Raw genomic sequence first — 12,965 nt, forward strand, 5'->3', positions numbered from 1 at the left:
GATCGATGGCGAAGATCCAAGAATTATCCGAACGCTTGGCCAATCAAATCGCCGCAGGAGAAGTCGTTGAACGACCTGCTTCTGTGGTGAAAGAACTTGTTGAAAATGCCATTGATGCCCATAGCTCTCAAATCGATATTCTCGTAGAAGAAGCCGGTTTACGAAAAATCCAAATCATCGATAATGGTGAAGGAATCTTAGCAGAAGACGTTGAAAATGCGTTCAAACGTCACGCGACGAGTAAAATCCATAACCGTGATGACTTGTTCCGCATTCGGACATTAGGGTTCCGCGGGGAAGCTCTTCCTAGTATTGCTTCTGTCTCTGAATTGACGATCGAGACAGCCAATCAAGATGAAACACAAGGGACCTATCTTGAATTAAAAGGTGGGGAAGTGTTGACACATCGGCCTGCTCCATTGAGACAAGGAACGAAAATCACAGTGAGTAATTTGTTTTTCAACACGCCTGCACGGTTAAAATACGTCAAGACATTACAAACGGAATTGGCGAATATAGGCGATATCGTCAATCGACTAGCGTTGAGCCATCCCGACATCGCCTTTCGTTTAATCCATGATGGCAACAAGATGTTAGCAACAGCTGGTAACGGAGAGTTGAAACAAACGATTGCCGGAATCTATGGTTTGGCGACAGCGAAAAAAATGTTGAAGGTTGAAGCAAAAGATCTAGACTTTGAAGTTTCTGGTTACATTTCTTTACCAGAAGTCACTCGTGCGAGTCGTAATTATCTTTCAACGATCATCAACGGTCGTTTTATCAAGAACTTTTCCTTGAACAAAGCAATCGTGGCAGGTTATGGTTCTAAACTGATGGTTGGTCGTTTTCCAATCGCTGTTTTAGAAGTCAAAATGGATCCGTTGCTTGTCGATGTGAATGTCCATCCAACGAAGCAAGAAGTCCGTCTATCGAAGGAAAAAGAATTGACTGAATTGATTGCACAAGCGATTCAACAAGCACTAAGTCAAGAAAATCTGATTCCTAGTGCAGCAGACAATTTGCGTTTCAAGAAAAAAATCGCCGATCAACCTAAAACGGAACAAATCGAAATCGATCTTTCTTATGCGTTTGAGGAACCACCAAAGAAACCCCAAAGTTTAAATTTTGATCGCCAGACAGGTACATTTTACGTGGAAGAAAATCCACAAAAATCAACCTGTCCTGTTGATAAGTCTGTGGAAAATGTTGAAAACTCCTCTGCATTTTCTGAAGATACGTTGAATTATCCAGAAAAAGAGGAAAAAACGGTGGATAACTCTGGTGAAAGTGTTGATAACTTTGTAGAAAAACCAGTGGATAACTTTCAGCAAAATCATTTATCCACTGTTGATAACTACTCAGTACAAGAAGAACGAACAGCATCAGTAGAAGAGAAAAGCATCGAGGAAGAACCCAGTTTTGAGCAAGAAGAAAGCAAGTTGCATCCCGAGTTTGACATGAGTCAAGATAGCCGAAGTTTGGAGAAAGCAATCAGTAAAGTGAAGCAGGAAGTACCAACGCAACGTTTCCCGCATCTTGAATATTTTGGCCAAATGCACGGGACCTATCTATTTGCTCAAAGCAATGAAGGCTTATACATCATTGACCAACATGCAGCACAAGAGCGGATCAAATATGAGTATTTCCGTGAAAAAATCGGGGATGTTTCAAATGATTTGCAAGAATTACTTGTCCCTTTTGTTTTAGATTATCCCAATAGTGATGCAATCAAGCTAAAAGAGAAGAAAGAACTATTGGAAGAAGCAGGCATTTATCTGGAAGAATTTGGTCAGAATAGTTTTATCGTTCGAGCGCATCCGACATGGTACCCAAGCGGGGAAGAAGAATCGATTATTCAAGGGATGATCGATATGTTGTTGGCGACTGGTGAAGTGAGTGTGAAGAAATTCAGAGAAGCCACAGCAATCATGATGAGCTGTAAACGCTCGATCAAAGCGAATCACTACTTGAACGAAGCACAAGCGAGGGTCTTATTAAAAGACTTAGCAAAATGTGAGAATCCGTTCAACTGTCCTCATGGTCGTCCGGTATTGATCCACTTTACGAATTCAGACATGGAACGAATGTTTAAACGAATCCAAGATCCGCATTGATCCGCGAGCTTCGGAAAGGAAGTTTTTGATGAAAATAGTATTGGTTTCACAGTCGCCTAGAAGAAAAGAATTACTCGGAAGATTAGTGCCAGTATTTTCAATCCAACCGGCAGATATCGATGAAACGCCTAAGCCAAATGAAGACCCAATTGCCTACGTCCAACGAATGGCAGCAGAAAAAGCGGCTGCTGTGCAAAAGGACAACGAAGAAACGTTAGTTATTGCTAGTGATACTACCGTAGTTCTAGGAAACGAAATCCTTGGTAAACCGGAAGATGATGAAGAGGCAAAACGGATGTTACGCAAATTCAGTGGTACGACACACGACGTCTACACAGCCGTTGTAATAACTGATGGGACTCAAGAAGAATGCATTCTTTCCCATGCATCAGTCACTTTTTATGAATTGATCGATGAAGAGATCGAGCGCTATCTAGCAACTGGCGATCACCGCGATAAAGCTGGGGCCTACGGCATTCAAAGTTACGCAGGGGCTTTCGTAGAGTCGATTTCTGGAGATTACTATAGTATTGTCGGCTTTCCGATCGGCGCAGTCAATCAGGCGTTGAAAAAATGGCCAGATCTTTTGTCCTAAAATTGTGGACATCTGTATCTAGGTGAATAAAATCAAAAACACATGATCCGAGTAGCAAGAAACGGATCATGTGTTTTTTCTGTTTACATTAGTTCATGACCTAGATTCAAGCGTATCGGCTAGAAGCTATAAAAAAACATGGTACACTTAATCTATCTGAAGGGAGTGGACGAGTTGATTACAACGGATAAGTTTTATCATGGTGAAACGAAAAAAGCGCCGTTCTTTGAAGGTTGGTATTTTAAGCATCAAATCGGCGATGAAGTCTACGCATTTATTCCGGGGTACTCCATTGGAGAACAAGGAGAAAAGTGCCCGTTTATCCAAGTGATCAATCATGAGTCTTCGGAAGTCTTCCATTTTGATAGTGAAGTCTTTATGGCAAGCGAAGATCGTTTGTTTGTGAAAATCGGTGAGAACACATTTAGCGAGGAAGGAATCACACTCGCTTTACGTAGCCCCTCATTGACGATTGAAGGAAAGATTTCTTATGGAGAGTTTACTCCGTTAAAAAGGAGCCGCTATGCCCCAAGTATCATGGGACCTTTCTCTTATTTATCTTTTATGGAATGCTATCATGGAATTTTAAGCATGAAGCATTCATTAAAAGGATCGATGAGTTGGAACGGTCAACTCATCGATTTTACGAATGGAATAGGATATTTAGAAAAGGACTGGGGAAGTTCATTTCCTGCAACCTATTTATGGGTCCAATGCAATCAGTTTACTAGTTCAGATGCGCGTTTCTTCTTTTCCGCAGCTGAGATCCCGTTTTTAGGGTTCCGTTTTTTAGGAATCATTTCGGTTTTTCAAGTCGGCGAGGAAGAGTATCGCTTGTCCACCTATGATGGCGCCAAAATCTCGGAGATTTTTCGTGAAGAAAACCATCTGATCATTCGAATACAACAAAAAGATATTGAACTAGAAATGCAAGTGTTAGCAAAAGAAGGGCATGCGTTGATGGCACCACAACAAGGTCAAATGAGTCGGATCATCCGTGAAAAAGCGAGTACAGAGATGACCTTGATTGTCCGAAAAAACAAGCAAGAAATCTTTCATCAAAAGGGGAAGGCTGCTGGATTTGAAGAAGTGGGCAATCTACACGGGCACACATATTAAGGATCTTGACTATAAAAAAGAAATAGAGAGAGCAGTTATATCGCACCTTCAAAAATAAGCCTGAACCTCCAGAAATTAGAACAATTTTCGGAGGTTCAGGCTTATTTTTCGGAGCGATGCGACTTTAACACATTCGACTTATTCGACAATTGATTTATATTCACTGTAACCAGCAGCATCCATTTCTTCATAAGGGATAAACTTCAAGGCAGCAGAGTTGATGCAATAGCGTAAGCCACCTTTATCTGCGGGTCCATCATTAAAAACATGTCCAAGATGGGAGTCGGCTTCATTACTTCTTACTTCGACTCGGTGCATCCCATGAGAAAAATCCGCTTTTTTTTTGATGTCTTTTCTGCTGATGGGTTGGCTAAAAGCTGGCCAGCCACAGCCGGCATCATATTTCTCTGCAGAACTGAAAAGCGGTTCGCCACTGACAATATCGACATAGATCCCTTTTTCATAAAAGTCATCATACTCGCCGGTAAATGGACGTTCCGTTGCATTTTCTTGTGTAACAGCGTAAGAAATTGGTGATAACGTTTCTTTTAAATTCTCTTCGTTTGTTTCGGTTGGTTTACTCATTGATAATGCCCCCTTTGTTTCCTAATCATACTGGCATATGAAATAGAAGCAAACAATCTGCTTTTGGGAGGGGATAGCCAAGCGATTTAGCAGAATTTTAAAGAATAGGACTTACTTGCTGCCTAATTACGTCGAGCTACTTGGCTTTCTCACAACCTGATAAACAGTGTTCGAAAAGCTGACCTTCAACATTAAGCTAAAAAATTTGAAAATATGAGAAGCTATTTCAAATTTCCTATTCTTACTGTTCAGGTCAGGACGCTTTTCTTACAACCTAGATAAACGGTGTTCAAGAAGCAACACTTCGGTCACAAGCCAAAAAAATCAAAAATGAAACAGCCATTTTTGATTTTTTTGGCTTCTGCCTTAGTGTTAACCGCTTCCTTCACAACCTTCTTCTCCTTGCAAATTCTACGAAGCGGAATTTGTCGAGGCGGTGGATTGATTCAGTGTATTCGAAGCATTCGGTATTCTCTAAATAGACGAGTCCACGAACAATTACGACATAAGGATCGTCATGGAGGTCCATTGCTTCTGAAATACTATCGTCGATCGGTTCGACGGTGATTTCTTTTTGGGCATAGGCAATCGAGAGATCTAATTCATTCTCAAAATATTCATAAATCGAGTTACTTGCTTGCTCGCTAGTCAAAGTAGGAATGGTTTCTTTTAACAAATAGTCTCGATCTAAAATGACGACTTCGCCATTGATTTTCCTTTGGCGGACTAAATGCCAGACAGGTGTATCGATCGGCCAACCAGTAACTTTATGCAATTCTTTATCGACTACTGTTTCTTCAAGTGTTTGCACGATCGTTTCACTGGGGATATGTTGGTTTTCTTGAAGTTCTTTATAGCTTGTCAATCCAGCAATGGGAAAATCAAAGCGGTTACGGTCTAAAACGATTGAGCCTTTTCCTTGTTTCTTTTGGATATATCCTTCTGTTGTCAATAGATTGAGTGCTTTACGAATTGTTTCCCGTGAAACACCATAAATTTTGATCAATTGATTTTCACTGGGTAGTAAAGTATGAGGAGGATATTCTTTGTCTAAGATTTTCTTTTCTAAGTCTAAAAAAATTTCATTGAATTTGTTCATCGGTCCTCTCCTTTGGGCAATCGTTCGTTCTTCGCTTATAAACTATACTATAGCTATATGGAGATTTCAAACTGGAGTTGGATAGAAGGAAGATGTTTCTAGGGCAAGGATAATAACGATTACAAGTTATTTATGTTTTTAGCATAAAACGCTTGCAATTTATTGAGAAAAACATTATAGTGTGAGTACAAAGCAACTTGTATAAACAAGTAAAATGAAAGGGGTTTATGTTATGGGGAAATATCAAGCAGATGCCGAGAAGCTGTTAAAAGGAGTCGGCGGGAAAGAAAATATCGCTGCGGTTAGCCATTGTGCAACACGAATGCGCTTTGTTTTAAATGACCCTGCAAAAGCAAATGAAGCTGAGATCGAAGAGATTGACAGTGTAAAAGGAATGTTTACCAATGCCGGTCAATTCCAAGTGATTATCGGGAATGATGTCTCAACATTTTATAACGACTTTGTTGCGGTATCAGGAGTTGAAGGCGTTTCAAAAGAACAAAGTAAAGCTGCTGCGAAACAGAATCTTAATCCTTTGCAACGAGCAATTGCAGTTCTAGCTGAGATCTTCACACCATTGATTCCAGCAATCATTGTTGGGGGATTGATTTTAGGGTTCCGTAACGTGTTGGAAGGCATTCAGTTCGAGAGTTTAGGTGGAACGATTGCAGAAAGTTCAACATTCTGGAATGGTGTGAATTCATTCTTATGGCTACCTGGGGAAGCGATTTTCCATTTCCTACCTGTAGGGATCACTTGGAGTATTGCAAAGAAAATGGGAACGACACAGATTTTAGGAATTGTTTTAGGGATTACTTTGGTTTCACCGCAATTATTAAATGCCTATAGTGTCGCTTCAACTGCCGCTGCAGATATCCCATTTTGGGACTTTGGCTTTGCACAAGTACAAATGATTGGTTACCAAGCGCAAGTCATTCCAGCGATGCTTGCCGGATTCTTACTTGCTTATTTAGAGATTTTCTTCCGTAAGTATATCCCACAATCGATCTCAATGATTTTTGTCCCACTGTTTTCACTATTACCAACTGTTATCGCGGCTAATGTAGTCTTAGGTCCAGTCGGTTGGGCAATTGGTAACTGGATCTCATCAATCGTGAATACTGGATTGACTTCATCGATCAGTTGGTTATTCAGTGCGTTATTTGGTTTCTTGTATGCCCCACTGGTTATTACGGGATTACACCATATGACAAATGCAATCGATATGCAGTTGATTGCTGACTTTGGTTCAACCAATTTATGGCCAATGATCGCATTGTCAAATATTGCGCAAGGATCTGCCGTACTTGCAATCATCTTCTTGCATCGTGGCAATAAAAAAGAAGAACAAGTTTCTATCCCAGCGATGATTTCTTGTTATCTAGGGGTAACGGAACCCGCAATGTTTGGGATCAACTTGAAATATGTGTATCCATTTGTAGCTGCAATGATCGGTTCTGGTGTAGCAGGAATGTTTGCGAACTTGATGGATGTTCGAGCAAATGCGATTGGTGTTGGTGGTTTGCCAGGAATCTTAGCAATCCAAGCACAAACGTGGTTACCATTCACGATTGCAATGATCATCGCAATCATCGTACCCTTTGGTTTAACTGTAGTGTTTAGACGTAAAGGGATTTTGAACAAATTAGATCCAGTCAATCCAGAAGAAGTAAGTGTTTTACAAACTGCGGAAGGCGTATCTATTCCTACACAAAACTTTGAAACCGCAGGAACAACTGCTGTAGCCACTGCCAATGAAGAGTTATTCGCCGTTGCAGATGGACAAATCAAAGTAATTACAGATGTGAATGATCCAGTTTTCTCACAAAAAATGATGGGTGAAGGCTATGCGATCGTTCCTGACAATCAAAAAATCTATTCGCCAGTAAATGGTAAAGTAACTAGTGTATTTGAAACAAAACATGCAATCGGTATTCTAAGTGAAACCGGTATGGAAGTTCTTGTTCACATGGGACTTGATACTGTCGAATTAAAAGGTGCACCTTTCAATGTTCTTGTAAAAGAAGGCGATCAGGTCTCGCCAACTACACAACTAGCAGAGATGGATCTCAGTGCTGTTGAACAAGCAGGTAAACAAACAGATGTCTTAGTTGTTCTAACGAATACGGACAAAGTGGCTGATTTCTCATTAAGTAAATCAGGTCAAGTACAACATGAAGAAATGATTGGTCAAGCATCTATCAATCGCTAATACACAGAGAAAATATGCTACGAGTTTGGGTCTTTATCAAAGACTTAAGCTCGTAGTTCTGTTTTTGGGAACACTTTTTTTAAATCGCAAAGTATGCTACAATGGATAGAAATATGGGAACGTATGTGTGCGAAAGAAAGAGGAAATTTCAATGTATGAATATCTAAGAGGCATCGTGACTTTTATCAGTCCGTATTATATCGTTGTAGAAACGCAAGGGGTGGGCTATCAAATTGCGTTAGGTAACCCTTATCGCTATAGTAGTAAGTTAGATAAAGAAGTAAAAATCTATGTTCATCAAGTTATTCGTGAAGATGCACATTTACTATACGGTTTTGATTCACTCGAAGAGAAACAATTGTTTTTACGATTAGTCAGTGTTTCAGGGATCGGACCGAAAAGTGCCTTAGCGATCATGGCGAGTGACGATCATTCCGGCTTGATCCAAGCGGTGGAAACTGGCGATGTGACTTACTTGACGAAGTTCCCAGGTGTAGGTAAAAAAACAGCACAACAAATGATCTTGGATCTAAAAGGCAAGTTTGGCGAGTTGAGTATCGATACGCCATTTTCTTTATTTGATGAAGCAACGGTGCAAGATGCAAGTGCCTTGTCAGAGGCAATGGAAGCTTTAGTTGCTCTCGGCTACAGTGAGCGTGAAATCAAACGAGTAGAGAAACAACTCAAAGAAATCGACAATCAAACAACGGATGAGTATCTAAGGCAAGCATTGAAATTGATGATGAAAAAGTAAGGAGGATTCTTGATGACAGATGAATATCTTCTCTCACCAGAACCTGGTGAGAATGAATTGAGTTTAGAAAAATCTTTACGCCCTCAATTGCTTGCGCAATATATCGGTCAACATAAAGTCAAACAAGAATTGAGTATCTACATCGAAGCGGCACGTAATCGTGAAGAACCGCTAGACCACGTCTTGTTATACGGTCCTCCAGGTTTGGGGAAAACAACGATGGCTATGGTCATTGCAAATGAGATGCAAGTCAATATCCGTACGACAAGTGGACCAGCCATTGAGCGACCCGGAGATCTGGTGGCAATTTTGAATGAACTAGAAGCAGGAGATGTCTTGTTTATTGATGAGATCCATCGCTTACCTCGCGTGGCAGAAGAAATGCTTTATTCGGCGATGGAAGATTTTTATGTAGATATCATGGTAGGGCAAGGGCCGACCGCTCACCCCGTTCATTTTCCGTTACCACCTTTCACGTTGATCGGTGCAACGACTCGAGCAGGGATGCTGTCTGCACCTTTACGTGACCGTTTTGGGATCATTTCGCATATGGAATACTATGAAGAAGAAGATTTGAGAGAAATCGTTTTACGATCTGCCGATATTTTTCAAACGGAGATCATCACCGAAGGGGCTTTAGAAATCGCACGACGTTCCCGTGGGACCCCGCGGATCGCTAATCGCTTGTTAAAACGAGTGCGTGATTTTGCCCAAGTACAAGGAAATGGCAAGATCGATCAGTTGATTGCTGACCGCGCATTGACACTCTTACAGGTCGATCAAGCAGGATTGGATTATGTCGATCAGAAATTGCTACGTACGATGATCGAGCTGTATGGTGGGGGCCCAGTCGGTCTAAGCACATTATCCGTTAATATTGGAGAAGAGCGAGAAACAGTCGAAGATATGTATGAACCTTTTTTAATCCAAAAAGGCTTTTTGAAACGGACTCCTCGCGGGCGGATCGCTACCGCCTATGCGTATGAACACTTTGGCTATGACTACCAAGTGTGATCACTCTTTTCTATTGAAAGAGCAAATAGTAGAATATTGATTGAAGAGATGGGAGGGATCATTTTGGGAGACGCTTCACATACGAAACAAATGATCAAAAAAGTCTTGGTGTTGCTTTGCGAAACACAGCCTTTTCGCAAAATCAGTGTGCAACAGATCGCACACGAAGCAGGCATCAACCGACAAACATTTTATTATCATTTCACCGATAAGTATGATTTATTGCGTTGGGTGTACTATGAAGATTCATTGCATTACCTAAAAACAGAATCGCTTTCTCTCGATAATTGGGAAGAGCAAGCATTGCTGATGTTAAAAGCCATTGCCGAAAATAAACAGTTCTATTCAAGTACCGTTAGTTCAGAACAGGAGATTCTGCAAAAGCAATTTTCTGCGTTGATCCAACCCTCATTTATTAAAATATTTGAGCAAATGGATGAAGAAAAACAACTAACTTCCAAAGATAAATTATTTTATGCGCGTTTTTTCTCTTATGGCTGTAGTGGAGTCTTAGTCAATTGGATCACACAAGGTTATAAAGAAACACCCTTAGAAGTTGCCATGCAGTTCTTTCGTTTAGCCAAAGATACTGAATTGTATTCGTATCGGTTGTACGCACTAGAAGAAGAAATGGAGACAAGAGACGAATGACCTTTTTCATCGATTCCATCAAGTAGGAACAAAAAGGAGAGAATGTTATGACGAAAGTATTATTTGTTTGTTTGGGAAATATTTGTCGTTCACCCATGGCAGAAGGGTTATTAAAAAAGAAAGTGGCAGAAAAGGATTTGGCAGATTCTTTCGTCATTGATTCTGCTGCAACGAGTACTTATGAGGTAGGTAGTGCCCCTCATCCTGGTACCCAAGCGATATTGGCAAAAGAGCACGTGGATACACGTCAAATGATTGCCCGCCAAGTACGTCGAGAAGACTTCCAGAATTTTGATTGGATCATTGGCATGGATCAATCAAATGTTGCCGATTTGAGGCAATTAGCGCCTATTGAGGCCCAAGACAAAATCCAACTATTTTTGAGTCCGGTCATGGGTAAGGAAGCACAAAATGTCCCTGATCCATATTACACAAATAACTTTGAAGAAACCTATCGATTGATCAATGAAGGCTTGGAAAAATGGCTTGAATTATGGATGGAAGTGAAATAAAATAACAATTGTATTATTTTTATGTTTTAGATAAAAGTTGGTATAAATTAAACTATATTCTTGTTTTTTTAAGAAAAATTGGATAAAATAAGAGTAATTAAGTAACATATTCTTAGCTAGGGGAGGGGTACATTCAATGGATGAAGAAACAGTATCACCAATGAAGAAGCTGACAAAGTTAGTGACTAATACTTCGTTTCAACTTTTTGATTCATTTGTGAATGACACAGAAGAAAAAGCTGAGAATGTACGGTTACAAGGTGAGTTCATTCTAGAACTCCAGAAAGCTGCAGCTCAGAATAGTTTAGTGATTCTACAAGTGCGCGAGAAACCATTAAGCAATAAGTACGAAACCTTTTCCGGTTGGGTAGCAACGAAAACAGTTGAACACGAGCGAGTGATGATCCGCTTGCAAAACCAAGAGCAACAAATCCGAATCGTCCCAATTGAACAAATCGAAAAAATCACTAGTCTTTCACCTACGGGAGACCAAGAGCGATTATCTAAATAAGAATAAAAGCTATGAAAAAGTAGATTGCTTTTTCATAGCTTTTTTATATGTTTTCCTTACTAGAGAGAGCGGATCTAAAGATTCTCAAAGAACTTGATTTGTTGGATAGGTATGAATAAAAAAAGGACCTGCTAGCCGGGGAGCTAGCAGGAAAGGAGTTAAAAATGAAAAAGTGTTGTTAGGGTTGTTTGTTGGTATACTTATATATTAAAGGTGAGTTGTGAATATTTTGTGACGAAAGTTTACCAAAGTTGTTAATTTTTTTATAGAAAAAGTTAAACATCTCTTTGTTTTGTTAGCTAACAATCAAGTCAGACTTTTTTTCATTTTTGAAGAAACTCCAGAGTAATCCGATGATAAAGCCAATCAATGCTGGTGTGATCCAGCCCATTCCTAATGAGAAGAATGGAAGATAGGAATCAGCGAATGTTAAAATTCCTTTGACGAAACTTGTTTGCTTAATTGAATCAGGACAAGCATTCAGTCCATCCACGATGGAAGCGAGTAATGTGAAATATGTGGTCATTCGATAAACAGAAGTACGTTGTTTAAATAATGGGCCAAACAACACAAGTAAGATCAAGGTCATTGCCAACGGATAAATAAACATCAAGACCGGTAAAGAAATCTGAATAATATTCGTCAAGCCCACGTTTGCAACTAAACATGCCAATAAACTTGTTCCGGTTACAAAGAATAGATAGCTTCTTTTAGGAAACAATTCAGTGAATGTTTCTGCGAATGCAGTAATCAGTCCGATACCTGTTTTTAAACAAGCAAGAATCACGATAAAGGCTAATAGGATACTCCCGTAAGTTCCTAGATAGTGATCAGCAATTTGTGCCAAAGCGATACCACCATTCGCACTCATAGGGAATGTTCCTAAACTCATTGTTCCTGCATAAGAAAGTAGGGTATAGATGATCCCCATCAAAACGATGCTGATCGCGCCTGATTTGATCGTATCTCTTGCAATATCAGAAGGCTTTGTGACACCCATGCCACGAATCGTTGTGACGATAATGATCCCAAAAGCTAAGGCAGCTAACGCATCCAACGTGTTGTATCCTTGTGTAAAACCAGTGAAGAATGCTTGGTTTTGGTAGTGAGGTTGTACAGGCGCATCCGCCACTGAGCCAAGTGGGTTGATAAAAGCAAGTAATAGCAAGATGCCTAGTAATACTAAAAATGCGGGATTCAAAAATTTACCAACATAATCCAAGATTTTAGTTGGACGTTTGGATAACCACCAAGCAGCTAAAAAGAATAAGAAACTAAAAATAGCTAAAAATAATGTTTGATTTTCTGCTGGAATAAAAGGTGCTAAGCCAATTTCAAAAGAAGTAGTTGCCAAACGTGGTAAGGCAAAAAATGGACCAATGACTAAATAAAGTAAGACAGTAAAAATAAGTGCATAAGTTTTATTGATTCGTTGTGCTAATTCGTAGACACCAGAGGTCTTTGAAACACCGATCGCAATAACACCTAAGAATGGTAAACCGATCCCTGTAACTAAAAAGCCAAGATTTGCCCAGAAGATATCCGCACCAGCTTCTTGCCCCATATGGACAGGAAATATAAGATTACCAGCTCCAAAAAATAGGCCAAATAGCATGGAACCGATGAATAGATTTTCTTTGAATGATAATTTTTTTGACATAGAAAACTCCTTTACTTTTTTGTATTTTGTTAAAAGTAACAAATTATGTGATGAATTGCAACAATTTTCTGAAAATTATCGAATTCTCTAGAATGATGCTACACATTGACGAAATGACTGCTAACCCTGTGATAGCAAT

Annotated in this window: 12 protein-coding genes; 9 read left to right on the forward strand and 3 right to left on the reverse strand. The window is 39.8% G+C overall.

The window, feature by feature from the left end:
* The first annotated feature begins 5 nt into the window (after positions 1–5).
* The 3 genes from mutL to CYK55_RS01080 all read left to right on the forward strand — a co-directional run bounded on the left by mutL (position 6) and on the right by CYK55_RS01080 (position 3,828).
* Entirely contained in the window at positions 6–2,114 is a 2,109-nt protein-coding gene (gene mutL / locus CYK55_RS01070) for a DNA mismatch repair endonuclease MutL (RefSeq protein WP_126133813.1), read from the forward strand.
* A gap of 28 nt (positions 2,115–2,142) precedes the next feature.
* Positions 2,143–2,709: a Maf family protein gene (locus CYK55_RS01075; protein WP_034689351.1), complete on the forward strand. Its 567-nt coding sequence runs from the start codon at positions 2,143–2,145 to the stop codon at positions 2,707–2,709.
* 174 nt (positions 2,710–2,883) lie between these two features.
* Positions 2,884–3,828 (forward strand): tocopherol cyclase family protein, encoded by a 945-nt coding sequence (locus tag CYK55_RS01080; protein WP_126133814.1) that lies wholly within the window; start codon positions 2,884–2,886, stop codon positions 3,826–3,828.
* Between the two features lie 138 nt (positions 3,829–3,966).
* Here the strand turns inward: CYK55_RS01080 and msrB are convergent, their stop codons facing one another.
* Both msrB and treR read right to left on the reverse strand, forming a co-directional pair.
* The gene (gene msrB / locus CYK55_RS01085; protein ID WP_126133815.1) at positions 3,967–4,413 is read right to left on the reverse strand and encodes a peptide-methionine (R)-S-oxide reductase MsrB; all 447 of its coding nucleotides are present in this window, start codon (positions 4,411–4,413) and stop codon (positions 3,967–3,969) included.
* A 385-nt stretch (positions 4,414–4,798) separates the two neighbouring features.
* Positions 4,799–5,512 carry a trehalose operon repressor gene (treR, locus tag CYK55_RS01090; RefSeq protein WP_034689245.1) on the reverse strand — a complete coding sequence of 238 codons (714 nt, stop codon included), beginning with the start codon at positions 5,510–5,512 and terminating at the stop codon, positions 4,799–4,801.
* Positions 5,513–5,744: 232 nt separating this feature from the next.
* On the opposite strand from treR, the gene treP reads away from it, so the two are divergent.
* The 6 genes from treP to CYK55_RS01120 all read left to right on the forward strand — a co-directional run bounded on the left by treP (position 5,745) and on the right by CYK55_RS01120 (position 11,166).
* A complete protein-coding gene (treP, locus tag CYK55_RS01095; RefSeq protein WP_034689244.1) occupies positions 5,745–7,724 on the forward strand; it encodes a PTS system trehalose-specific EIIBC component in 1,980 nt (659 codons plus the stop codon).
* Between the two features lie 151 nt (positions 7,725–7,875).
* Positions 7,876–8,478: a Holliday junction branch migration protein RuvA gene (gene ruvA / locus CYK55_RS01100; protein WP_034689243.1), complete on the forward strand. Its 603-nt coding sequence runs from the start codon at positions 7,876–7,878 to the stop codon at positions 8,476–8,478.
* A 12-nt stretch (positions 8,479–8,490) separates the two neighbouring features.
* Complete coding sequence (gene ruvB, locus CYK55_RS01105) at positions 8,491–9,492, forward strand: Holliday junction branch migration DNA helicase RuvB (protein ID WP_034689241.1); 1,002 nt, start codon at positions 8,491–8,493, stop codon at positions 9,490–9,492.
* Positions 9,493–9,540: 48 nt separating this feature from the next.
* Positions 9,541–10,143 (forward strand): TetR/AcrR family transcriptional regulator, encoded by a 603-nt coding sequence (locus CYK55_RS01110; RefSeq protein ID WP_404830918.1) that lies wholly within the window; start codon positions 9,541–9,543, stop codon positions 10,141–10,143.
* 47 nt (positions 10,144–10,190) lie between these two features.
* Complete coding sequence (locus CYK55_RS01115) at positions 10,191–10,655, forward strand: low molecular weight protein-tyrosine-phosphatase (RefSeq protein WP_034689239.1); 465 nt, start codon at positions 10,191–10,193, stop codon at positions 10,653–10,655.
* Between the two features lie 136 nt (positions 10,656–10,791).
* Positions 10,792–11,166 carry a hypothetical protein gene (locus tag CYK55_RS01120; protein ID WP_034689238.1) on the forward strand — a complete coding sequence of 125 codons (375 nt, stop codon included), beginning with the start codon at positions 10,792–10,794 and terminating at the stop codon, positions 11,164–11,166.
* Positions 11,167–11,461: 295 nt separating this feature from the next.
* On the opposite strand, the gene brnQ is transcribed toward CYK55_RS01120, so the two are convergent.
* Complete coding sequence (gene brnQ / locus CYK55_RS01125) at positions 11,462–12,826, reverse strand: branched-chain amino acid transport system II carrier protein (RefSeq protein ID WP_034689237.1); 1,365 nt, start codon at positions 12,824–12,826, stop codon at positions 11,462–11,464.
* Positions 12,827–12,965 lie beyond the last annotated feature (139 nt).

Origin of the sequence: Enterococcus mundtii, from assembly GCF_003957375.1 — a bacterium.
GTDB lineage: Bacteria > Bacillota > Bacilli > Lactobacillales > Enterococcaceae > Enterococcus_B > Enterococcus_B spodopteracolus.